The sequence below is a fragment of the Bacteroides mediterraneensis genome (assembly GCF_025993685.1).
Classification (GTDB): Bacteria; Bacteroidota; Bacteroidia; order Bacteroidales; family Bacteroidaceae; genus Phocaeicola; species Phocaeicola mediterraneensis_A.
In genome coordinates this window covers 559,261-582,442 of record NZ_DAJPEN010000001.1, presented here as the reverse complement: position 1 = coordinate 582,442, position 23,182 = coordinate 559,261, and the positions used below count along the sequence as shown (strand labels likewise).

Here is a 23,182-nt window from a genome sequence, read left to right as displayed (position 1 = left end):
CATTCTGCGTTTTTTTTCATTTTCTTTCATTTGCCATTATTAACAACATGCATCCTTGCGCTCTTACAAAGATAAGCAAAATTAAGTAAAACGCATCCATTTGCAGAAATATTTTCCCCATTTATTCACACGGTGATTATTTTTACTATTTTTGCAACCATAAAAGAAAAAATAAAAAGTTTCCGTATGACAGAGATAAATACGACTGAAAATTCAGAAAAGAAGAGTCTGAATTTCATTGAACAAATTGTAGAGAAAGACTTACAGGAAGGTAAAAACGGCGGAAGAATACAGACCCGTTTTCCGCCTGAGCCCAACGGATACCTGCACATCGGACATGCAAAAGCCATCTGCCTGGACTTCGGAATAGCCCAGCGCTACGGCGGCGTGTGCAACCTGCGTTTTGATGACACCAACCCCACCAAGGAAGATGTGGAATACGTAGAAGCCATCAAGGAAGACATCCAGTGGCTCGGATTCCAGTGGGGACACGAATATTATGCATCCGACTATTTCCAGCAGCTTTGGGACTTCGCCATCCGTCTGATTAAGGAAGGAAAAGCATACGTGGATGAGCAGACTTCGGAAGAAATCGCCGCCCAGAAAGGTACTCCTACTCAGCCTGGAACGGAAAGCCCTTACCGTAACCGCCCCATAGAAGAAAGCCTGGAGCTGTTCCAGAAAATGAATGCCGGAGAAATTGAGGAAGGCAAGATGGTGTTGCGTGCCAAGATTGACATGGCCAACCCGAACATGCACTTCCGCGACCCGATTATCTACCGTGTGGTAAAAACGCCACACCACCGTACGGGTGACAAATGGAAGGCTTATCCGATGTACGACTTCGCACACGGACAGAGCGACTATTTTGAAGGCGTGACCCACTCACTGTGTACACTGGAATTCGTGGTACACCGCCCGCTGTACGACCTGTTCGTCGACTGGGTGAAAGAGGGCAAAGACCTGAACGACAACCGCCCGCACCAGTATGAGTTCAACAAACTGAACCTGAGCTATACGCTGATGAGCAAACGCAACCTGCTGACGCTGGTGAAAGAGGGACTGGTAGACGGATGGGATGACCCCCGAATGCCGACCATCTGCGCATTCCGCCGCCGCGGTTATTCTCCGGAATCCATTCGCAAGTTCATCGACAAAATCGGCTATACCACTTACGACGCACTGAACGATTTCGCCCTGCTGGAAAGTGCCGTACGTGAAGACCTGAACGTACGTTCCACCCGTGTGTCTGCCGTGCTGAATCCGGTGAAACTGATTCTGACCAACTATCCGGAAGGAAAGGTGGAAGAAATGGAAGCCATCAACAATCCGGAAGACCTGAGTGCCGGTACACATACCATTGAATTCAGCCGTGAGCTTTGGATGGAACGCGACGACTTCATGGAAAATGCACCGAAAAAATATTTCCGTATGACCCCGGGACAGGAAGTCCGCCTGAAAAACGCCTACATCGTAAAATGTACGGGCTGCAAGAAAGACGAAAACGGAAACGTGGTGGAAGTCTATGCAGAATACGACCCGAACACGAAGAGCGGCATGCCGGAAGCCAACCGCAAGGTGAAAGGAACCCTCCATTGGGTAAGCTGCAACCACTGTCTGAAAGCAGAAGTACGTTTGTACGACCGCTTGTGGAAGGTAGAAAATCCACGCGACGAAATGGCTGCCATCCGCGAAGCCAAAGGATGCTCCGCACTGGAAGCAATGCAGGAAATGATCAATCCGGATTCATTGAAGGTACTGCACGAATGTTACGTCGAGAAATTCCTGGCCGATGCCAAACCGCTCGACTACCTGCAGTTCCAGCGTATCGGTTACTTCAACGTAGATAAAGATTCTACTCCGGAACACTTGGTGTTCAACCGCACCGTATCATTAAAAGATACATGGAGCAAGATCAACAAATAAAAGTAGTCTTCTAAGCCCCTGGAAAAGTGTAGATTTCCGAAGGTTTCCGAAGATTTTGGAAGGCTCTTGAAGCGCCTGAAAAAACACCCTTGTGTTTGGACTCAAACGCAAGGGCGTTTTACTTCAAACGCTTCGACGTTTTGAATAAAACGCAAGTGCGTTTTTCCGCATGCAAAAAGAGACAAAAATACCGCACAAAAAAACCGCCGGACATACATCCAGCGGCATCCAATATAGCTCTTTATCCGAATCAGCGAACCGAGGTCTTGGCCGAAAGTTTTTCCAAAAAATATACCAGGAAGAATCCCACTATCATCAGCACCACGGCTTCGGGGATATACGCGTTCGGCAGCACATTGTGCTCAATCAACGGCTTCACTTCCCCTTGACTGTCCACAAAAGTCTCTACCACCTCTTTCCAAGGCCATACCTTATTTAAGGAACCCAACATGAAACCTGTCAATACCGCCAGCGTAATGTTGCGGAAGTGCGCCAAGGCATACGAAAGCACCCTGGAAAAAGAAGTGATTCCGATGCAGGCTCCAGCCGCAAAAACTCCCATCACCACCACATCCAGTGTTTTGACTGCATCCATAATGAAAAAATATTTCCCCAGCAACACCAGTATGAAACTGCCTGAAATGCCTGGAAGAATCATGGCACAGATGGCAATGGCTCCGCACAGGAAGATAAACAACAAGTTCGAAGGTGTTTCGGCCGGAGTGGCCACCGTGATGTAAAAGGCCACCACAACTCCTATCACAAACGCCACCCAGGTTTTCCAGCTTTTCCATTCCTTAATGTCTTTCGACACAAACCAGGTGGAAGCCAGCACCAGCCCGAAAAAGAAGGACCACACCAATATCGGATGGTCTACCAGCAACCAGGTTATCAGCTTGGCCAGCGAAAACACACTGATTCCGATACCCGCCAGCAGGAAAAACAAGAAGTTTCCGTTGATTTTTTTCCAGAAAGCACCCCATTTTCCGGTAAAGAATAGTTTCAGGCTTTCCAGATTGATGCTTTTAATCGAATTGATCAGTTCGTCATAGATGCCTACAATAAAGGCAATGGTTCCACCCGACACACCGGGCACCACATCGGCAGCTCCCATCCCCATACCTTTTAACATCAGAACTGCATAATCTTTCAGTTTTCGTTCCATCAATTTTATCTGTAAATAGTTAGCGGATGCAAAGTAAACGAAAAAAACTCGCTCCACCGCCATTCAGGAAAACATTTTATGGTTTTTATTGTTATATTTATGACGATTATTAAAAAACAGATTGATTATGGCTACAACTTTATTTCAAGGAACTCCCGTCACACTGGCTGGAGAATTTATACAGAAAGGGGCACAGGCTCCCGATTTTTCACTGGTGAAAGGCGACCTGAGTTCGTTCACCCTGGCTGATGCCAAAGGCAAATTCGTGGTGCTGAACATTTTCCCGAGCATGGATACAGGGGTATGTGCAGCCTCTGTCCGCAAGTTCAACCAGCTGGCTGCCGGCATGGAAAATACGCTGGTGCTGGCAATCTCCAAAGACCTGCCGTTTGCACAAGGACGTTTCTGCACGGCTGAAGGTATTGAACGCGTCATTCCATTGTCGGACTACCGTTACACTTCTACTTTCGGCAAAGATTACGGGGTGCTGATGACCGACGGCCCGTTGTGCGGACTGCTGGCCCGCGCCGTAGTTATCCTGAATCCGGAAGGAAAGGTAATCTATACCCAGCTGGTTCCGGAAATCGTGGAAGAACCCGACTATGAAGCAGCACTGGCTGCCCTCAAATAAAAATAAGGGATTAATAAAAGAAAAAGGGACGACTCGTTACGGGTGTCCCTTTCTTTTTTATCCTTACCTTAATATTATTATTCAGCGGAGAATTCCTTGATACGTTGTTCTTCCGACAAACGGCAGACCAGCAAGGTGTTGTTCTTTTCAGCCACGATATATCCGTCGAGCCCTTGCACCACCACTCTCTTTTCCTGAGTGGCATGTACTACGCAGTTACGTGATTCGTACATACGGATGTCCGGACCGATGCACACGTTGTTATGGGCATCACGCTTGGAATTTTCATGAAGCGAACCCCACGTGCCTAAATCACTCCAGCCGAAAGAGGCCGGGAAGACATAAATCTCGTCCGCTTTCTCCATAATGGCATAGTCCACGGAGATATTCTCACAGGTAGGGAACAGTTCGTCCACCATTTCCTGCTCCTTGTCGGTATAGAAATACGGGAACAGACGTTCGAATATCTTGGCCATTACCGGCTGATACACCCGAATGGCATTGACAATCGTGTTGACATTCCATACAAAGATACCCGCATTCCAGAAATAGTTGTTCCGCTGCAAGTAGCGTTCGGCTGTAGCCAAATCCGGTTTTTCCCGGAAAGCATCCACGCGGTAAATCTCTTTGTTCGAAGGGCAGGCCATCGACAAATCGGCCTCAATGTATCCGTAACCTGTTTCCGGACGGGTAGCCTTCATCCCCAATGTCACAATGGCATCCGAATCGGCCGTAAACTTCATGGCCGAAGTCACGACACGGGCAAACTCGCGCACGTTCATCACAATATGGTCACTGGGAGTCACTACGATATTAGCCTTGGGATTGCGAGCCTTGATTTTCCAGCTCACATAGGCAATGCAGGGAGCCGTATTCCGGCGGCAAGGTTCAAGCAAGATATGTTCCTGGGGCACTTCGGGCAACTGTTCCTTAACGATTTCCGCATACTTGGCAGAAGTGACGACCCATATATTCTCTGGCAGGCAGACATCTTTAAAACGATCTACGGTCAGTTGGATGAGTGTGCGCCCACAGCCCAGCACATCGATAAACTGCTTGGGCATCTCCGGACTGCTCATCGGCCAAAAGCGACTGCCTATGCCTCCAGCCATAATGACCACATGATTATTCGTTGGATTCATAACAAACTTTTCTTGGTAACTACGCAAAGTTAAGTGATTAATTTTGAATATTTCCTATCTTTGTAAAAAATTATCTACTGAAAATGAGAACTTATCCCTGTATACTGACCATCGCCGGTTCCGACTGTAGCGGTGGAGCGGGCATCCAAGCCGATATCAAAGCTGTCTCTGCACTGGGAGCCTACGCGGCCAGTGCCATCACAGCCATTACCGTACAAAACACTTGCGGAGTGACGGGCATCCATCCCGTACCTCCAGCCTACGTGAAAGGACAAATCCAGGCCGTCATGGAGGACATCCGCCCGCAAGCCATCAAGATTGGGATGATTAATGACACGGAAATTGTAGAGGTCATTGCAGAATCACTTCAAAAATACCGCCCGCGGTTCGTGGTATTCGACCCCGTCATGGTATCGACCAGCGGATGCAAGCTGATGGAAGACGAAGCCATTGAAGCCATCACGACCCGGTTAATCCCCTTGGCCACCCTCATCACGCCGAACCTGAGCGAGGCCGAAATACTGGCCGGACAAAAAATCAATACCGTCGAAGACATGCAACGCCAGGCTAAAAAGATGCTGGAGCTAGGCTGCAAAGGCGTACTCATCAAGGGAGGACACCTGGAAGGCGGACAAATGTGCGATGTACTTCAGACAGCCGACGAAGACAACCCTCATCTGTTCACCGCCCCTAAGGTGGAAAGCCTCAACACCCATGGTACGGGATGTACACTGTCCTCGGCCATCGCCACATATCTGGCTCTGGGAGAGTCTGTTGCCAGTGCAGTAGAAAAAGCCAAACAATATGTCTATTTAGGCATCGAATCTGGAAAGGACGTCTGCATCGGACACGGACACGGCCCGTTGAATCACTTCTATTCGCCTGTGTCTATGCACATTTTCGACAAAAATGAGTAATATGTCAAAAGAATCATTACCTTTGCAGGTAATAACTTAAACAACGAAGAAAATATGAAAGCATTTGTATTTCCCGGACAAGGAGCCCAGTTCGTAGGTATGGGAAAAGACCTGTACGAAACGTCTCCACTTGCCAAAGAATTATTTGAGAAAGCCAATGATATTTTGGGTTACCGCATCACCGACATCATGTTCGAAGGTACCGACGAAGATTTGCGCCAGACAAAGGTAACTCAGCCCGCCGTATTCCTCCACTCTGTCATCTCTGCCTTGTGCATGGGAGACGCCTTCCAGCCGGAAATGACCGCCGGACACTCCTTGGGTGAATTCTCTGCCCTGGTAGCTGCCGGAGCCTTGTCATTCGAAGACGGACTGAAACTGGTGTATGCTCGTGCCATGGCCATGCAGAAAGCCTGCGAAGCCCAGCCTTCTACCATGGCGGCCATCATTGCTTTGCCGGATGAAAAGGTAGAAGAAATCTGCGCTTCGGTTGCTGCAGAAGGAGAAGTTTGCGTGGCAGCCAACTACAACTGCCCGGGACAGATTGTCATTTCAGGAAGTATCGAAGGCATCAACAAGGCTTGTGAACTGATGAAAGCTGCCGGTGCCAAGCGTGCCCTTCCGTTGAAAGTGGGCGGTGCTTTCCACTCTCCACTCATGGACCCTGCCAAGGTAGAACTGGAAGCTGCCATCAACGCCACGGAGTTCCACACCCCGAAATGTCCGATTTACCAGAATGTAGACGCTCTTCCTCATACAGACCCTGCTGAAATCAAGAAGAACCTGGTAGCACAGCTTACTGCTTCTGTACGCTGGACACAGACCGTACAGCAGATGATTGCCGACGGAGCGGACGACTTTACAGAATGTGGTCCGGGCGCCGTACTGCAAGGATTAATCAAGAAAATCAACAAAGAAGTCAACGCACACGGAATTGCATAATCAGACAATCAGTCTGACACAGGCACGAATTATACGAAACCGGCGGATCCTTTTCATACATCCGTGCTGAAACGTATAATTCGTGCTTTTTCTTTTTATCAACCACAAAGAAAGGACTCATTATGGAAACGACAAAAAAAATCATTATCTATCAGGTATTTACCCGGCTGTTCGGCAACCAGAACAAGACTTGCCAGCCCGATGGGGATTTGACCACAAACGGATGCGGAAAAATGAAAGATTTCACCAAACAGGCTTTGCATGAAATCAAGAAACTGGGGGCTACCCATATCTGGTACACCGGACTGCTGGCCCACGCCTCCCAAACAGATTATACCGCATACGGCATACCGAAAAATCATCCTTCCATCGTGAAAGGAAAAGCAGGTTCTCCCTACGCTATCCGCGATTACTATGATGTAGACCCCGATCTGGCCGAACATGTAGACAAACGGATGGAGGAATTCGAGGAGCTGGTGAAACGCACTCATGAATGTGGGCTGAAAATGATTATCGATTTCGTACCCAACCACGTGGCACGCCAGTATCATTCCATCGCCAAGCCACAGGGAGTCAAAGACCTGGGAGAAGACGACGACTGCACACAGGATTTCAACCCGCAAAACAATTTCTACTATATTCCCGGACAGAAACTAGGAGGAGAAATAGATTTCCACAATCCGGAAATGGGGACATACGAGGAAATGCCGGCAAAGGCTACCGGAAACGACCGTTTTGACCCATGGCCTAACCGGAACGACTGGTACGAGACGGTCAAACTGAACTATGGAGTGGATTACATCAACCATACGGGAGGACACTTCGACCCGATTCCCGACACCTGGCATAAAATGGAGCAGATACTGAGCTACTGGGCCGAAAAAGGAATCGACGGTTTCCGCTGTGATATGGCAGAGATGGTGCCCTGCGAATTCTGGGGATGGGTCATCCCGCGCATCAAAGCTGCTTACCCGCATATTATCTTTATTGCCGAGGTCTATAATCCCAACGAATACCGGAACTATATCCACAATGGACACTTTGATTACTTGTACGACAAGGTGGGTCTTTATGATACGCTGAGAAACATCACCTGCGGCTATGCCTCAGCCACCGGCATTACGCATTGCTGGCAGAGCGTGGACGACATCCAGGACCACATGCTGAATTTCCTGGAAAACCACGACGAACAACGCATCGCCTCCGGATTCTTTGCCGAAGACCCGTTCAAGGCTATCCCAGCCTTCATCGTTTCAGCTTGTCTGCGAAAAAATCCGGTCATGGTCTATTTCGGTCAGGAACTAGGCGAAAAAGGCATGGACAGTGAAGGATTCAGCGGACGCGACGGACGGACTACTATTTTCGACTATTGGTGCGTGGACAGTATTTTCCGCTGGAACAACCACGGACGCTGGAACACACATCTGCTGAATGAAAGAGAAAAGGAATTGCGGCATTTCTACGAAACCGTGTTGCACATCTGCCAGAATGAACCGGCCATCAGTGACGGTGACTTTTTCGATTTGATGTATGTCAATCTGAACGGATGGCAGATGAACGAACACAAGCAGTATGCCTTCTTACGGAAATTTGCCAACGAAGTATTGCTGGTTATGGTAAACTTCGGAGATGCTCCCGCACAGATTGGGGTCAACATCCCTCCGCATGCTTTTGATTACCTGAAAATGACTCCCTCCCCGAAATGCAAATGCAAGGACTTGCTCTCAGGGAAACAGGAAACCATCTGCTTCTCTCCGGACAGTCCGGTCTGCACGGAACTTCCGGCCTACGGAGGAAAGATTCTGAAGTTAAAAACAAAATGACTCATCCCCTTGCGAAATGCATACCCGACCGCATAGTTTTGAGTTATTTTGTTTGCAAACTTGAAACAAAAAGGTATCTTTGCACAAATGAGCCGACTTTGTGCAAACAATAAATACAATTATATGGAAAAAAGTTTTCTGGCCTTCATTGAGGACAGTATCAAGAAAAACTGGGACCTGGACGCCCTGACAGATTATAAAGGCGCCACCTTGCAATATAAGGACGTAGCACGTAAAATAGAGAAACTACATATCCTGCTGGAAGAAAGCGGCATCAAGCCGGGCGACAAAGTGGCCTTGTGCGGACGTAACAGTTCGCACTGGGGAGTCGCCTTTCTGGCCATTCTGACCTACGGAGCTGTAGCCGTTCCGATTCTACATGAATTCAAGGCAGACAACATCCACAATATCGTGAACCATTCCGATGCCCGCCTGCTTTTTGTGGGCGACGTGGTATGGGAGTCGTTGAACGAAAGCGAAATGCCTAATCTGGAAGGCATCATCCTGATGACAGACTTTACCCTGCTGGTTTGCCGCAGCAAGCAGCTGGAATATGCCCGGGAACACTTGAATGAAATGTTCGGAAAGAAGTTCCCCCGCAATTTCCGGAAAGAACATGTCAGTTACCGGAGAGATACTCCCGAAGAACTGGCCCTGATTAACTACACTTCCGGAACAACCAGTTTCTCCAAAGGAGTCATGCTGCCCTATCGTAGCCTGTGGTCCAATACCCAATTTGCCTTCGAGGTCTTGCATTTGCAGCCGGGAAACAAAGTAATCTCCATCCTTCCCATGGCGCACATGTACGGACTGGCTTTCGAGTTCATCTACGAAGTCTGTGCGGGATGTCACGTCTATTTCCTCACCCGTATGCCTAGTCCGAAAATCATATTCCAAGCCTTTACGGAGGTGAAACCCCACATTGTGATTTCTGTTCCGCTTATCATCGAGAAGATTATCAAGAAGAACGTATTGCCCAAACTGGAAACGCTGAAAATGAAGATTCTGCTGAGGGTTCCGCTCATCAATGATAAAATCAAGGAAGCTGTACGCGAACACATGGTACAGGCTTTTGGCGGCAACTTCTATGAAATCATCATCGGAGGGGCGGCTTTCAACCAGGATGTGGAACGCCTGTTGAGAAGTCTGGATTTCCCTTATACGGTAGGTTACGGAATGACGGAATGTGGCCCGATTATCAGTTATGAAGACTGGCGGCGCTACAAACCCGGCTCATGCGGAAAAGCTGCTCCCCGTATGGAAATCAAGATTGACAGTCCTGACCCGCAAAACGTGGTAGGAGAAATTCTCACAAGAGGAGAAAATGTCATGCTGGGATACTACAAGAACCCGGAATCAACCGCCCAGGCCATTGATGCCGAAGGCTGGCTGCATACGGGAGACTTGGGGGTGATGGACAAGGAGGGCAATCTCACCATCAAAGGACGAAGCAAAAACATGCTGCTCGGACCTTCCGGCCAGAACATCTATCCGGAAGAAATCGAAGAAAAGATAAGCAATCTTCCTTATGTATGCGAAAACATTGTCATCCAGCAAAGTGACAACAAGCTGGCTGCTCTGATTTATCCGGACTTCGACGAGGCATTCAAACAAGGACTGACCAAAGAAGACATTGAAAGAATCATGGAAGAAAACCGGTTGGCTGTCAATGCAGAACTTCCGGCCTATTCACAGATTGCACGCGTCAAGATTTATCCCGAAGAGTTTGAAAAAACGCCAAAGAAGAGTATCAAACGTTTCCTTTACCAAGAAGTCAAATAACTACAATGAAATTAAGATTCATATCCGTGTTCCTGCTGGGAAGCCTCCTGGCGGGAACACCTGTATCCGCCCAGCAGAAGGAACAGAAAAGTGTGCTGAAAAAAGGGCCTAATGTGTCGCTGAATATCACCAACAAAAAAAAGTTTCCCCAAAGGACTTATCTGAATCTGGGATTGTTCAGCAATTATCCGTGTCTGAATGGATTGGGCATCAATGCCATTTCAAGCTTGCAGCACTATAATTCATACGGCATGCAGATATCCGGGCTGGTCAATGTGGCTGGATTAAAATCTACCGGTGTCCAGATTTCCGGTATTGCCAATGTCACGGGAAAAAGAGCCTGCGGATTCATCTTTTCCGGTCTGACCAATGTCACGGGAACGTCAGCCTACGGACTTTCAATTGCCGGACTGGGAAATATCTCCGGAGGGGATATAAAAGGTATGGCAGTAGCCGGGCTGGTCAATGTAAGCGAAGATCTTCGAGGAGTGGCCATCTCCGGACTGGCCAATGTCAGCAAAGATGTGCAAGCCGGACTGATTGTCGGCGGACTGATGAATGTGTCTGGCAATTCTTCCAGAGGAGTACAGCTGACCTCTTTATTGAATGTGGCCGGAAAATCCAACGAAGGATGGCAACTGGCCGCTTTGGGAAATGTCAGTGTGGAAAACAAAGGTGTGCAAAGTGCCCTGCTGAACTACAGTGTAGAAAACAAAGGTGTGCAGCTGGGAATAGGAAACGTCAATACAAAGAGTAACTCACGAGGGTATCAGATTGGACTGATTAACATCAGTACAGACAGTACGGCGCATCAGATAGGATGTATCAACCTGAAACCGGCAACGAGAGTACAGATGATTGTATCAGGAGGTAATGCCAACAAAGGAAGTGTATCTATTCGCTTCAAGAACAAATTTACCTACACACAGATTGGTGCGGGCGCCTATTACCTGGGTACAGACAACAAACTTTCCGTGAGTGGATTTTACCGTGCAGGTGTATATCACAGCCTGACAAAGAAACTCGACCTCAGTGCCGACATCGGATATTACCACATTGAATCACTCGACAATAAGAACCAAGGATTTCCAGCCCGCCTGTATGCCTTGGAACCTCGCATCAGCCTGGAATACAGTCTGACAAAGAAATTCGGCCTTTTCGTATCCGGCGGATACGGATGGACACGCACTTATAAAGGTAATCAGGCTTTCGATAAGAAAATGGTAATTGAAGCAGGAATGGTACTGTTCTAAACAGACCATTCCTTATTTGTTTTTCAGAATCAGCTGTTCAAGCTGGCAGAACGTACCCTGCTCAACGTCTCAGGAGTCATCTGCAGCAAAGAAGCGATATAAACCAACGGAGCACGTTTCAAAATCTCAGGATGTAACTGCAGCAGCTTGTTATAACGCTCATGGGCAGGTTCAAACCGCAAAGTATCCGCCTTGACCTGTGACTCAATTAATGACAGTTCAAAAATCCTCCGATACCATGCTCCGATTGCCGCATCCTCCTGCGACAACAGTTCCAATCTGTCCTTAGGAATCTCCCATAATACAGTAGGCTCCAAGGTTTCAATCATCAACCGTGTAGGCTCTTCTTTCAAATAGCTTTCCAGACAGATCACTACGCCTCCTTCATAAGCTATGTGCTCCGTCAAATCCTTGTCGTATTTAAAGTAAAACTGACGTGTCAGTCCTTTTTCAATATAAAGCATGGAACGGCACACATCTCCCTCGTCCAATATTCGCTCACCCTTCTTGTATTTTCTACAAGTCAATATATCGGCCAGTTCGTGAAGCTGCTCCCGGCTAAGAAGACATTTCATTCCGGATACCATTAGTCTGGCTACTTCTATATTTGTCATCATACTACTATTCACTTTACTTCAAACTTATTTGACTTTAATACGGTCGAAACCTTCACCAAATACACCAATAACCGCACTCTGTGATACAAAAGCCTTGGGATCAATATCCTTAATCAGACGAAAAATCGTGCTGGACTCTCTTTTCTTCGCCAGTACAAACATCATCTTTACCCCATTGTGAGTATAACATCCCACTCCATCAATAAAAGTCACCCCTCGGTGCAAATCCTTATTGATACGGGCTCCAATTTCTTCGTATTTGTTGGAAATGATGAAGAACTGTACGGACTGACGGGCACTGTTCACCACCTGGTCGAGCACGAAACTGGAAATGAACAACACCACATAGCCATATACCACCTTTTCCCAGTTATGTAAAACCAGATAGCTGGAAGATATGATAATCACGTCGCAAATCAAGATAACCTTTCCCAATGTAATGTCACGATACTTGTTCACAATAGCCGCAATAATATCCGTACCACCTGTACTTCCATTAGCCGAAAATGCTACGCCAATCCCTCCTCCACAGAAAGAGGCTCCCAGCACACACGACATAAATGGCTGATCATGAATCAACGGTCCGGACACGAACTTTTGAATGACACTCAAGATAAAAGTCAATGTGAAAACCGCAAAAATGGTTTTCAAACAAAACTTAAGACCTAAAATTTTCAGCGCAAGCAAAAGCAACAGGAAATTTATAATTAAATAGGTATATTGTACCGGAAAACCCGTTCCCCAATAAATGATGGAAGCAATTCCTGGTACCGCCCCCGAAGGTATGTCGCTAGGCAACAAGAACACGGTCCATCCGATACCATACATAATCATCCCCAAAGCAATCATTAAATAATCCTTGGTTTCTCTCAATAATTTCTGCTTTCTAGTAGCAGGCAAAGCTGGATTCATCTCTTTGATTCTCTTTAAAAATTTCGAATGCAAAAGTAAAAAAAAATCCACACAATTGACTTATATCAATTTCAAAAAATAAGAAAATAAAGCAAGGGCAGATTTTTAAAAATGACATGATTTTCGTAATTTTGCCGGCAAATAGAAAAATAAATGGCATTAGTCAACGAACACCTGCTCAAATTACCGGAAAACTACTTGTTTACCGATATCGTGAAACGAGTAAATTCTTTTAAAGTGACACATCCCCAGGCCCGTATCATCCATCTGGGAATCGGCGATGTGACCTTACCTATCCCCAAAGCATGTGTGGAAGCAATGCAGAAAGCCGCCGGAGAGTTGGGCAACGCGGAAACGTTCAGAGGATACGGCCCCGAACAAGGATATGATTTCTTGATTGAGGCTATCCTGAAACATGATTATGCGGCACATGGTATTAATTTTGACAGCAATGAGATATTCATCAGCGATGGCTCCAAATCGGACACGGGAAACATCGGCGACATCCTGCGACATGATAACAGCATAGGGGTTACCGACCCTATTTATCCGGCTTACATCGATTCCAATGTTTCCTGCGGAAGAGCGGGAGTGTTGGAGAAAGACGGAAAATGGAGCAATGTGGTCTACATGCCCTGCCGTATTGAGAACAATTTCATTCCCGAAATCCCGAAACAGCGTATCGACATCATTTATTTATGCTATCCCAACAATCCTACGGGAGCCGTGCTGACAAAAAGCGAACTCAAAAAATGGGTGAATTATGCCATTGAGAACGATGCACTCATCATTTTCGATGCTGCCTACGAGGCGTATATTCAAGACCCGGACATTCCTCATTCCATTTATGAAATAAAAGGAGCCAAAAAGGTGGCCATCGAATTCCGAAGCTTCTCAAAAACAGCCGGTTTTACCGGTGTGCGCTGCGGATACATGGTCATCCCCAAAGAAGTGACAGCTGCCACTTTGGAAGGCGAGCGCATCCAACTGAACAAGCTATGGCTCAGACGGCAATCGACCAAATTCAACGGGGTTTCGTACATCACCCAACGAGGAGCCGAAGCCATCTACACTCCAGAAGGAAAAGAACAGGTGAAAGCCATGGTGAAATATTACATGGACAATGCCAAAATCATGAAAAAGATGTTGGCGAAAACTGGAATCCAATTCTTTGGAGGAGACAATGCGCCTTACTTATGGGTAAAGGCACCGGGCAACCAGACAGCATGGAAGTTTTTCGACAAGCTGCTGTATGAGGCCCATGTGGTAAGTACGCCCGGTGTCGGATTCGGCCCCAGCGGCGAAGGGTATGTGCGACTGACTTCATTTGGAGACCGGCACCAGTGCGAAGAAGGTATCCGGAGAATCTGCCAGTGCCTTTAAACTTTTGTACAGCAAACAAGCCAATACATCAAATATAAAAACCAAACAACTTAAATAAGAAATTAAGGTAGTATGTCTAAATTAAGATTCAGAGTTGTGGAAAAGGCATTCCACAAGAAACCGGTAGAAGTACCGTCACCGGCTGAACGCCCAAGTGAGTATTTTGCAAAATACGTGTTCAACCGCGAAAAAATGTTCAAGTACTTGCCAAGCAATGTCTATGCCAAACTGATTGACGTAATCGACAACGGAGCTTCCCTCGACCGCAGCATCGCCAATGCCGTAGCCGAAGGTATGAAAAAATGGGCCATTGAACTGGGAGTGACTCACTACACACACTGGTTCCAGCCTTTGACCGAAGGCACTGCCGAAAAGCACGATGCTTTCGTGGAACACGACGGAAAAGGCGGTATGCTGGAAGAATTTTCCGGCAAGCTGCTGGTACAACAGGAATCAGACGGCTCTTCTTTTCCGAACGGAGGTATCCGCAATACATTTGAAGCACGTGGCTACAGCGCATGGGATCCTTCCTCACCTGTGTTCGTGGTAGACGACACCTTGTGCATCCCGACAGTCTTCATCGCCTATACCGGCGAATCGCTCGACTACAAGGCTCCGCTGCTGAAAGCTTTGCGCGCAGTCAACAAGGCGGCCCTCGACGTAATGCACTATTTCGACCCTTCTGTAAAGAAAATTGTTTCTTACCTGGGATGGGAACAGGAATATTTCCTGGTAGACGAAGGCCTGTATGCCGCACGTCCGGACCTGCTGCTGACAGGACGTACGCTGATGGGGCACGAAGCTTCCAAGAACCAGCAGCTGGAAGACCACTATTTCGGCGCCATCCCAACCCGTGTGGCAGCCTTCATGAAAGACCTCGAAATCCAGGCTCTTGAATTGGGTATTCCGGTAAAGACACGCCATAATGAGGTAGCTCCAAACCAGTTTGAGCTGGCTCCGATTTACGAAGAGTGCAACCTGGCCGTAGACCACAACATGTTGGTCATGTCGCTCATGAGAAAAGTGGCACGCAACCATGGGTTCCGTGTATTGTTGCATGAAAAACCATTCAAAGGTGTCAACGGTTCCGGCAAACACAACAACTGGTCATTGGGCACGGACACAGGCACATTGCTGATGGCTCCGGGAAAAACATCCGAAGAAAACCTGCGCTTCATCACGTTTGTAGTCAATACACTGATGGCTGTATACCGCCACAACGGACTGCTGAAAGCCTCTATCATGAGTGCCACCAACGCACACCGCCTGGGGGCCAACGAGGCACCTCCCGCCATCATCTCTTCATTCCTGGGAACCCAGCTGAGCAAGGTGCTCGACCATCTGGAAGAAAGTACCAACGATGACTTGGTTTCCTTAGGCGGAAAACAAGGTATGAAACTCGACATTCCGCAGATTCCGGAATTGTTGATTGACAACACCGACCGTAACCGTACTTCTCCGTTCGCTTTCACCGGCAACCGTTTCGAATTCCGTGCTCCAGGTTCTGAAGCCAACTGCGCCAGTGCCATGATTGCCCTGAACACAGCTGTGGCTGAGCAGCTCATTGAATTCAAAAAAGAAGTAGACGAACTGATTGAAAAAGGTGAACCGAAAATTTCGGCCATCATCCAGATTATCCGCAAATGCATCAAAGAATGCAAACCCATCCGCTTCGACGGTAACGGTTACAGCTATGAATGGAAGGAAGAAGCTGCCCGCCGGGGACTGGACTGCGAAACCAGCTGTCCGGTCATATTCGACAACTACCTGAAACCGGAAAGCATCCGCATGTTCGAATCCACCGGTGTGATGAACCGCAAGGAACTGGAAGCCCGCAACGAAGTGAAATGGGAAATGTACACCAAGAAAATCCAGATTGAAGCCCGCGTTTTGGGCGACTTGGTGATGAACCACGTAGTTCCGGTAGCCATCGAATACCAGACCAAGCTGATTGACAATGCCTACAAGATGAAATCATTGTTCCCGGAAAACGAGGCCCATGCACTGTCGGCAGAGAACCTGGCCATCATCAAGGCAATTTCCGAACATACCTCTTTCATCAAGAAACATGTGGATGAAATGGTGGAAGCACGCAAAGTGGCCAACCGCATTGCCAGTGAGCGTGAAAAAGCCATCGCCTACCATGACACGGTAGCTCCGATGCTGGAACAAATCCGCTACCACATCGACAAGCTGGAACTGATTGTAGACGACCAGATGTGGACGCTTCCGAAATATCGCGAACTGCTGTTCGTACGCTAAGCCAGATTCGTCCCCTTATCCTTATTTTATCATCCCCGAAGGCTTTTCAAAGGCGATTTTCTGCCGGAAAGCCCTTCGGGGATTTGTTATTGACTCACTTTTCTAACATTTTGTCCGGTACAAAAGACTTATTTTCCACAAAGTATATATCTTTGCAGCATGGAATGGTTAATTAATTTATTTGTGGAACAATCCGCTCTGCAGGCGGTCATCATACTTTCCCTCATTACAGCCATCGGGTTAGGACTGGGAAAGATTCATGTTTTCGGAATTTCTCTCGGAGTGACATTTGTTTTCTTCACCGGCATCCTGGCAGGGCACTTGGGCTTTGCCATCGATTCCCAAATGCTGAGTTACGCCGAAAGTTTCGGACTGGTTCTATTTGTCTATGCTTTGGGGCTGCAAGTAGGTCCAGGTTTCTTCAGTTCATTCCAGCGGGGCGGGTTCCGCCTGAACATGCTGGGGCTGGGAGTCATCTTCCTGGGCACGCTCATGGCAGTCATTCTCAGCTTTACCACAGAAATAGACCTTCCCGACATGGTAGGTATCCTATGCGGTGCCACCACCAACACACCTGCGCTCGGTGCCGCCCAGCAAACCTTAAAGCAACTGGGAGAACCCACCAGTGGAGCCGCCCTCAGCTGTGCAGTAACCTATCCGCTGGGAGTAGTAGGAGTGATTTTTGCGATTCTGGTTGTCAAAAAATTCTTTGTGCGTCCCTCCGACATGAGTGAACGGGAACATGATGACCCGAACCATACTTATATCGCCACTTTCCAAGTGCACAATCCTGCCATTTTCAATAAAAGCATACAAGACATTGCACAGGCCGGGTATCCCAAGTTCGTCATTTCCCGCCTTTGGCGGGAAGGTACCGTCAGTATCCCGACCTCCGAAAAGATTCTGAAAGAGAACGACCGTATCTTGGTCATCACGACCGAAAAGGATGCCCCCACCCTGACCATCCTTTTCGGCGAACAGGAGAAGCGCGACTGGAACAAGGAAGACATCGACTGGAATGCTATCGACAGCAAGCTGATTTCCAAGCATATTATCGTATCACGTCCCGAAATCAACGGGAAAAAGCTGGGATCACTCCGTTTGCGAAACACGTATGGCATCAACATCAGCCGGGTGCTCCGAAGCGGCGTGCAACTGCTGGCTACCCCGGGACTGGTGCTGCAGCTGGGAGACCGCCTGACCGTAGTCGGTGAGGCAGCTGCCATCCAGAACGTGGAAAAGGTACTGGGAAACACGGTCAAGACCTTGAAAGACCCGAACCTGGCTTCCATCTTTATCGGCATCGTACTGGGACTGGTGGTCGGAGCTATCCCTATTGCCATACCAGGAATCAGTTCGCCGGTGAAACTGGGACTGGCGGGAGGCCCCATCATCATGGGAATCCTGATTGGAGCCTACGGTCCCCGCCTGCATCTGGTGACCTATACCACCCGCAGTGCCAACCTCATGCTGAGAGGAATCGGCCTCTCACTCTATCTGGCCTGCCTCGGCTTGGATGCCGGTGCCCACTTCTTCGAAACCGTCATGCGCCCGGAAGGTGCCCTATGGGTAGGAATCGGATTCCTTATCACCTTCATCCCGGTAGTCATCATGGCCCTGATAGCCCTCCGTCTGTGTAAAATGGATTTTGGAAATACCTGCGGCATGCTGTGCGGAAGCATGGCAAACCCGATGGCACTGAACTATGCCAACGACATCATACCCGGCGACGAACCTTCCGTAAGTTATGCCACCGTGTATCCCCTCGGCATGTTCACACGCGTCATCATTGCCCAGCTGGTACTGATGCTATTCTTATAAAACTCAAAAAAATTTTATCCGATATCATGGAAACCTACAAACAAATCACCTCGGAAATGATACAGGAGGACATCCGCTATCTGGAACTCCTCTCCCACGATTTCCCCAGCCTGGCGGCCGCCAGTACGGAAATCATCAATCTGGAAGCCATTCTCAACTTGCCCAAAGGCACAGAGCATTTCCTGGCCGACCTGCACGGAGAATATGAGGCCTTTCAGCATGTGCTCCGAAATGCCTCGGGAGCCATCAAGCGGAAAGTCAACGAGATTTTCGGCAACAACCTCCGGGAAATGGAAAAAAAGGAACTTTGTACGTTGATTTACTATCCCGAACAAAAACTGCAACTGGTCAAGGAGGTGGAAAAAGACCTGGTCGACTGGTATGTCATCACCCTGAACCAGCTGGTCAAGGTCTGCCAGAACGTTTCCTCCAAATATACCCGTTCGAAAGTCCGCAAGGCGCTGCCCGAAGAATTTTCCTACATCATTCAGGAATTGCTTCACGAAAGCACCATGGACCCCAACAAGCAGGCCTACATCAATGTCATCATCCGTACCATCATTGACACACGGCGTGCCGACGATTTCATTATTGCCCTGTGCAACCTCATCCAACGGCTGACTATTGACTCCCTACACATTCTGGGCGACATCTTCGACCGCGGTCCCGGTCCGCACATCATCATGGATACGCTTTGCGACTATCATAACTTCGACATCCAATGGGGCAATCACGACATTCTTTGGATGGGAGCCGCCTCCGGCAACGATTGCTGCATAGCCAACGTGCTCCGTCTGGCCATGCGCTACGGAAATCTCTCGGCGCTGGAAGACGGTTACGGAATCAACCTGCTTCCGCTGGCTACCTTCGCCATGGAAGCCTACGCCAACGACCCGTGCCAATATTTTGCCCCTAAAATCGCGCCGGAAAGCAGTACGTATAACGACAAGACCTTGCGGCTCATCGCACAGATGCACAAGGCCATCACCATCATACAGTTCAAACTGGAAGCAGCCGCCATTCTCCGCCATCAGGAGTTTGACATGAACAACCGACTGCTCCTGCATCACATAGACTTCAAACGGAAAGTATTCCAGCTCGACGGAAAAGATTATGAAATGCGCGACTGTCTGTTCCCCACCGTCGACCCGGAAAACCCGTACCAGCTGACGGAAGAGGAAGAGGAAATCGTGCTGAAACTGCACAATTCCTTTACAGGCAGTGAGAAATTGCGCAAGCACATGAAATGCATCTTCCGCTACGGATGCATGTATAATGTCTGCAACTCCAATCTGCTTTTCCATGCTTCCATGCCGATGAACGCCGACGGAACCTTGAAAGAAGTGGAAATACTGGGCAGCAAATACAAGGGTGAAGCTCTGCTGAAACGGGTAGGACAACTGATTCGTACGGCCTATTTTGCAGAAGACGACCATCCGGAAAAAGCTTTTGCCAAGGATTTCATCTGGTACCTGTGGTGCGGAAAAGATTCCCCAGCTTTCGACAAGAGCAAAATGGCAACCTTCGAACGTTATTTCCTGACCGACAAGGAAACACACAAGGAGGTGAAAGGATACTATTATACCCTGCGTGACCGGGAAGATATCTGCGACATGATTCTGGATGAGTTTGGAGTGGAAGGCGAGCACCGCCACATCATCAACGGACATGTACCCGTGAAAGCCGTGAAAGGAGAGAAACCTATCAAGGCCAACGGCAAACTGATGGTCATCGACGGAGGATTCTCCAAAGCCTACCAGCCGGAAACGGGTATCGCAGGCTATACACTGGTGTACCACTCCCGTGGTTTCCAGCTCGTGCAGCATGAACCGTTCACTTCCACCCAGAAAGCGATAGAGGAAGGACTCGACATCAAGTCGACCACGCAAATCGTAGAACTGAGCAGCAAGCGCATGATGGTGAAGGACACCGACAAGGGACGCGAACTGATGGTACAGATTGAAGACCTGAAGAAACTGCTGGTGGCCTACCAGAATGGCATCATCAAAGAAAAAGGAAGTTGATTTCAGCTGATTTACAGCATATTCCACACAAAAGAATTTCCCTCAAAAAACGCAAGGACGTTTGCCATAAAACGCACTTGCGTTTTTCCTGAAACGTACTTACGTTTTGATTCAAACGCACTTGTGTTTTCCCTAAAACGCACTTGCGTTTTTTTTATGCCCCTGCCAACCCCCTACATAAAGTCTCTATTTCACTTTTTTGCATCATTATGCATCTTTTTTTTCGCAAAACGCTTGCATATTCAAAAATAATGCGTACCTTTGCACCCGTGATTGAAAAACACTTCAACACAAAGCCAGGATGGCCCGTTCGTCTATCGGTTAGGACGCAAGATTTTCATTCTTGAAAGGGGGGTTCGATTCCCCCACGGGCTACTGAAAAAGAAATAACGCACACGGTATTCCGGTGCAGAAGGATGGCCCGTTCGTCTATCGGTTAGGACGCAAGATTTTCATTCTTGAAAGGGGGGTTCGATTCCCCCACGGGCTACAACGGAAAGCTGTCTCATCGTTGAGACGGCTTTTTTTATGCACACAAAAAAGAAAGGTACCCAAAGCCACGACCGACTTCAAGCACCTCTCTTCCCGATTGGTAAATGAAATTATTCTTATGTCACATCGCAAGTCTTCGTCAGAAGATGACACCCAGACGGAAGCCCACCTGATTCTGTCCTTCCACATCGCAAGTCAGCGTCTGAGTCTTGTTCGTCGCATAACTGTAGTAGGCAGCTATATGGAATCCCCACTTCTTTCCTGTAGGATAAATCTTCACACCAATTTCAGGAGACACGTAGAACCCCCAAGACTTGTCGTACAGTCCCCCACTGCCGAAATACGTGGTATTACGGGCAAACATGGTACCCATCTTCAGCCCGATATACGGCTTCACATAGCGATTGGTTGAAAGGTTGTATGCACCCATCACTCCAAACGGTATCTGAAAAGCCGAACGCTGCTGGTCGGTGGTCAATGATTCCGTAGGCGACAACGACAAGGTCTGACGCCCCACGTACTGGTGATTGGTATGATAAGAAGCAAACAATCCCACCTCCCAACGCGGAGTCAGCTCATATCCCAGCTCAAAATTCATTCCCCATCCACTCAGCTTATCGGCAAAATCCGTAGAGAAAGGAGCGTTCATCTGCCAGTCAACCTTCAAGGTCGTCTTACTGACATCGTATTGCGAAAATCCTTTTACGGCAACTCCCAGACACATGAGAGCCACCATCGCGATTCTTTTCCATGCATTCATCTTCATTTGAAATTCCTCCTCTCGTAGTTAATTGACCGATTTAATATAAGGTGACTGCTCAAACGCCTGAACCACGGCATTCAGCAACATCCTCTGATTGAACTGTCCGCTATATTGGAATCCGGAAGCACTGGCATACCATACTACCGGAAGATTCTTCGCCGTTCCGTCTGCTCCGGCAGAAAGGTTCACCATTTCCATCACCAAGGTATTCGTATTATAGGAATAGGACACCGGATAAGGATAGTACCAGCCAGACCAAGGCCCCCAGAAACCATAGTCCCACCAGCCTCCCCAGTAGCCGCCGGAAATCACCTGCGTGGTCTGAGCCACGTAAGAAAGCTGTACGCCTACACTGGCTTCATCCTTTTTCTCCGGGTCAAGGATACGAGTGTATCCCCGGCTGTTCATTTCTTCAGCCACCTCATTAATGATGGCCTTCGCATTTTCATCCTTCCAGTAAGTGGCACGATGGCCTCCTGCTTCCAGGATACTGTCGGGCAGGAAATAAGTCTTGTAACTACCAAAGTCGGCATCCTTGTCATAATCGGTGTACACCACCAGATTCGCGTCGAGCTTGTTCATATCAGGATCTTTCTCACATGCCGACAATCCCAATAACAGGCACGCAAAAAATAAGATTTTCCTCATAATTCATTTTCAATTTTTAGAGTGAACGTCCTTTAAAAACCGAACTCCTGAAAGACGGAAGTATAACCCCGGTCAAAGTCAGGCGGTTCGAATTAAAATTCGGCGAGATAGTCACAGTGGCACTGTTCGTTCCTTTGGGCATGCTGATGTCCAGGCGGGCCGAAATGCCGATTCCCATCACGTTCATGGACAGATAGGTCGTTCCTTTCTTATCGGTTTTCACCTCATAGGAAGACACCGTTCCGTCGACTGTCACACCTCCCAGTCCGTTAGGACCTGCAGCCGGAATGTTGAAAGCCACCTGTACCACGGCATTCTCTCCATCCACCGATACAAAGTTGGTGTTCGAAGTCACGTAAGCCGTCTGCCCGTACTTGAATACCACCCGGTCTGCTTCAAGAGTAAATTTCTTTGCATTGACAGCCTCCACTGCCTCCGCATGCTGGATACTGTCCATTTTTTCCTGAAGCGCTTTCTTTTCAGCCTTCGTCAATTCAACTTCCTGAGCCTGGATATGTCCAGCCATTAAGGCCAGAGCACATATCAAAATAGATACCATTTTTTTCATAAGTCTGTTACTTTAAAAGTTTACATCTAATAAACAAACATATCGCCTGTTTGCTGCACAAAACCTGTTTAAAAAAGTATAACGTATTTCCCGATTTTCAAATAAAATTAT

Annotated in this window: 18 protein-coding genes and 2 tRNA genes; 13 read left to right on the top strand and 7 right to left on the bottom strand. The window is 48.0% G+C overall.

What is annotated here, in order from left to right; translation table 11 throughout:
- Positions 1–186: 186 nt before the first annotated feature.
- Positions 187–1,926: a glutamine--tRNA ligase/YqeY domain fusion protein gene (locus OIM59_RS02280; protein ID WP_022352772.1), complete on the top strand. Its 1,740-nt coding sequence runs from the start codon at positions 187–189 to the stop codon at positions 1,924–1,926.
- Between the two features lie 250 nt (positions 1,927–2,176).
- Here OIM59_RS02280 and OIM59_RS02275 read toward each other — a convergent pair whose 3' ends face one another.
- On the bottom strand, positions 2,177–3,091 hold the full coding sequence (locus OIM59_RS02275; RefSeq protein WP_299174041.1) for a DUF368 domain-containing protein: 915 nt from the start codon (positions 3,089–3,091) through the stop codon (positions 2,177–2,179).
- Positions 3,092–3,218: 127 nt separating this feature from the next.
- Between OIM59_RS02275 and tpx the strand changes: the two genes are divergently transcribed.
- Complete coding sequence (gene tpx, locus OIM59_RS02270) at positions 3,219–3,722, top strand: thiol peroxidase (RefSeq protein WP_072541897.1); 504 nt, start codon at positions 3,219–3,221, stop codon at positions 3,720–3,722.
- A 77-nt stretch (positions 3,723–3,799) separates the two neighbouring features.
- On the opposite strand, the gene OIM59_RS02265 is transcribed toward tpx, so the two are convergent.
- The gene (locus OIM59_RS02265; protein ID WP_299174045.1) at positions 3,800–4,864 is read right to left on the bottom strand and encodes a mannose-1-phosphate guanylyltransferase; all 1,065 of its coding nucleotides are present in this window, start codon (positions 4,862–4,864) and stop codon (positions 3,800–3,802) included.
- An 83-nt stretch (positions 4,865–4,947) separates the two neighbouring features.
- Here OIM59_RS02265 and thiD point away from each other — a divergent pair, with 83 nt between their 5' ends.
- The 5 genes from thiD (at position 4,948) to OIM59_RS02240 (ending at position 11,581) form a co-directional block, all read left to right on the top strand.
- On the top strand, positions 4,948–5,781 hold the full coding sequence (gene thiD, locus OIM59_RS02260; RefSeq protein ID WP_299174048.1) for a bifunctional hydroxymethylpyrimidine kinase/phosphomethylpyrimidine kinase: 834 nt from the start codon (positions 4,948–4,950) through the stop codon (positions 5,779–5,781).
- A 54-nt stretch (positions 5,782–5,835) separates the two neighbouring features.
- On the top strand, positions 5,836–6,723 hold the full coding sequence (gene fabD / locus OIM59_RS02255) for an ACP S-malonyltransferase (protein WP_072541894.1): 888 nt from the start codon (positions 5,836–5,838) through the stop codon (positions 6,721–6,723).
- Positions 6,724–6,845: 122 nt separating this feature from the next.
- Positions 6,846–8,546, top strand: a complete 1,701-nt coding sequence (locus OIM59_RS02250) for an alpha-amylase family glycosyl hydrolase (RefSeq protein WP_299174053.1) — start codon at positions 6,846–6,848, stop codon at positions 8,544–8,546.
- 123 nt (positions 8,547–8,669) lie between these two features.
- Positions 8,670–10,328, top strand: coding sequence for an AMP-binding protein (locus OIM59_RS02245; RefSeq protein ID WP_303894628.1), 1,659 nt, complete (start codon positions 8,670–8,672; stop codon positions 10,326–10,328).
- A gap of 5 nt (positions 10,329–10,333) precedes the next feature.
- The gene (locus tag OIM59_RS02240; protein ID WP_299174058.1) at positions 10,334–11,581 is read left to right on the top strand and encodes a hypothetical protein; all 1,248 of its coding nucleotides are present in this window, start codon (positions 10,334–10,336) and stop codon (positions 11,579–11,581) included.
- A gap of 29 nt (positions 11,582–11,610) precedes the next feature.
- Here OIM59_RS02240 and OIM59_RS02235 read toward each other — a convergent pair whose 3' ends face one another.
- Both OIM59_RS02235 and OIM59_RS02230 read right to left on the bottom strand, forming a co-directional pair.
- Positions 11,611–12,198, bottom strand: a complete 588-nt coding sequence (locus OIM59_RS02235; RefSeq protein WP_299174061.1) for a Crp/Fnr family transcriptional regulator — start codon at positions 12,196–12,198, stop codon at positions 11,611–11,613.
- A 24-nt stretch (positions 12,199–12,222) separates the two neighbouring features.
- Entirely contained in the window at positions 12,223–13,110 is an 888-nt protein-coding gene (locus tag OIM59_RS02230; RefSeq protein WP_299174063.1) for a YitT family protein, read from the bottom strand.
- A 153-nt stretch (positions 13,111–13,263) separates the two neighbouring features.
- Here OIM59_RS02230 and OIM59_RS02225 point away from each other — a divergent pair, with 153 nt between their 5' ends.
- The 6 genes from OIM59_RS02225 (at position 13,264) to OIM59_RS02200 (ending at position 21,090) form a co-directional block, all read left to right on the top strand.
- A complete protein-coding gene (locus tag OIM59_RS02225; protein ID WP_299174066.1) occupies positions 13,264–14,493 on the top strand; it encodes an LL-diaminopimelate aminotransferase in 1,230 nt (409 codons plus the stop codon).
- Between the two features lie 72 nt (positions 14,494–14,565).
- Positions 14,566–16,755 (top strand): glutamine synthetase III, encoded by a 2,190-nt coding sequence (locus tag OIM59_RS02220; protein WP_303894622.1) that lies wholly within the window; start codon positions 14,566–14,568, stop codon positions 16,753–16,755.
- Positions 16,756–16,914: 159 nt separating this feature from the next.
- Positions 16,915–18,576: a putative transporter gene (locus OIM59_RS02215; RefSeq protein ID WP_299174069.1), complete on the top strand. Its 1,662-nt coding sequence runs from the start codon at positions 16,915–16,917 to the stop codon at positions 18,574–18,576.
- A gap of 26 nt (positions 18,577–18,602) precedes the next feature.
- Positions 18,603–20,600 carry a fructose-1,6-bisphosphatase gene (locus OIM59_RS02210; RefSeq protein WP_303894615.1) on the top strand — a complete coding sequence of 666 codons (1,998 nt, stop codon included), beginning with the start codon at positions 18,603–18,605 and terminating at the stop codon, positions 20,598–20,600.
- 303 nt (positions 20,601–20,903) lie between these two features.
- A tRNA-Glu gene (locus OIM59_RS02205) sits at positions 20,904–20,975 on the top strand.
- A gap of 43 nt (positions 20,976–21,018) precedes the next feature.
- A tRNA-Glu gene (locus tag OIM59_RS02200) sits at positions 21,019–21,090 on the top strand.
- 141 nt (positions 21,091–21,231) lie between these two features.
- Here OIM59_RS02200 and OIM59_RS02195 read toward each other — a convergent pair.
- Genes OIM59_RS02195 through OIM59_RS02185 form a run of 3 tightly spaced genes read right to left on the bottom strand, consistent with a single transcriptional unit; the run spans position 21,232 to position 23,071 of the window.
- A complete protein-coding gene (locus OIM59_RS02195) occupies positions 21,232–21,858 on the bottom strand; it encodes an outer membrane beta-barrel protein (RefSeq protein WP_303894613.1) in 627 nt (208 codons plus the stop codon).
- 21 nt (positions 21,859–21,879) lie between these two features.
- Positions 21,880–22,503 carry a DUF4136 domain-containing protein gene (locus OIM59_RS02190; protein WP_072541883.1) on the bottom strand — a complete coding sequence of 208 codons (624 nt, stop codon included), beginning with the start codon at positions 22,501–22,503 and terminating at the stop codon, positions 21,880–21,882.
- Positions 22,504–22,519: 16 nt separating this feature from the next.
- Positions 22,520–23,071 carry a DUF4251 domain-containing protein gene (locus OIM59_RS02185; protein ID WP_303894610.1) on the bottom strand — a complete coding sequence of 184 codons (552 nt, stop codon included), beginning with the start codon at positions 23,069–23,071 and terminating at the stop codon, positions 22,520–22,522.
- Positions 23,072–23,182 lie beyond the last annotated feature (111 nt).

What these genes read in the sequence shown, in the direction of transcription:
- OIM59_RS02280 (WP_022352772.1), top strand. Translation starts at nt 187, where the DNA reads ATGACAGAGATAAATACGACTGAAAATTCAGAAAAGAAGAGTCTGAAT.
- OIM59_RS02275 (WP_299174041.1), bottom strand. Translation starts at nt 3,091, where the DNA reads ATGGAACGAAAACTGAAAGATTATGCAGTTCTGATGTTAAAAGGTATG.
- tpx (WP_072541897.1), top strand. Translation starts at nt 3,219, where the DNA reads ATGGCTACAACTTTATTTCAAGGAACTCCCGTCACACTGGCTGGAGAA.
- OIM59_RS02265 (WP_299174045.1), bottom strand. Translation starts at nt 4,864, where the DNA reads ATGAATCCAACGAATAATCATGTGGTCATTATGGCTGGAGGCATAGGC.
- thiD (WP_299174048.1), top strand. Translation starts at nt 4,948, where the DNA reads ATGAGAACTTATCCCTGTATACTGACCATCGCCGGTTCCGACTGTAGC.
- fabD (WP_072541894.1), top strand. Translation starts at nt 5,836, where the DNA reads ATGAAAGCATTTGTATTTCCCGGACAAGGAGCCCAGTTCGTAGGTATG.
- OIM59_RS02250 (WP_299174053.1), top strand. Translation starts at nt 6,846, where the DNA reads ATGGAAACGACAAAAAAAATCATTATCTATCAGGTATTTACCCGGCTG.
- OIM59_RS02245 (WP_303894628.1), top strand. Translation starts at nt 8,670, where the DNA reads ATGGAAAAAAGTTTTCTGGCCTTCATTGAGGACAGTATCAAGAAAAAC.
- OIM59_RS02240 (WP_299174058.1), top strand. Translation starts at nt 10,334, where the DNA reads ATGAAATTAAGATTCATATCCGTGTTCCTGCTGGGAAGCCTCCTGGCG.
- OIM59_RS02235 (WP_299174061.1), bottom strand. Translation starts at nt 12,198, where the DNA reads ATGATGACAAATATAGAAGTAGCCAGACTAATGGTATCCGGAATGAAA.
- OIM59_RS02230 (WP_299174063.1), bottom strand. Translation starts at nt 13,110, where the DNA reads ATGAATCCAGCTTTGCCTGCTACTAGAAAGCAGAAATTATTGAGAGAA.
- OIM59_RS02225 (WP_299174066.1), top strand. Translation starts at nt 13,264, where the DNA reads ATGGCATTAGTCAACGAACACCTGCTCAAATTACCGGAAAACTACTTG.
- OIM59_RS02220 (WP_303894622.1), top strand. Translation starts at nt 14,566, where the DNA reads ATGTCTAAATTAAGATTCAGAGTTGTGGAAAAGGCATTCCACAAGAAA.
- OIM59_RS02215 (WP_299174069.1), top strand. Translation starts at nt 16,915, where the DNA reads ATGGAATGGTTAATTAATTTATTTGTGGAACAATCCGCTCTGCAGGCG.
- OIM59_RS02210 (WP_303894615.1), top strand. Translation starts at nt 18,603, where the DNA reads ATGGAAACCTACAAACAAATCACCTCGGAAATGATACAGGAGGACATC.
- OIM59_RS02195 (WP_303894613.1), bottom strand. Translation starts at nt 21,858, where the DNA reads ATGAAGATGAATGCATGGAAAAGAATCGCGATGGTGGCTCTCATGTGT.
- OIM59_RS02190 (WP_072541883.1), bottom strand. Translation starts at nt 22,503, where the DNA reads ATGAGGAAAATCTTATTTTTTGCGTGCCTGTTATTGGGATTGTCGGCA.
- OIM59_RS02185 (WP_303894610.1), bottom strand. Translation starts at nt 23,071, where the DNA reads ATGAAAAAAATGGTATCTATTTTGATATGTGCTCTGGCCTTAATGGCT.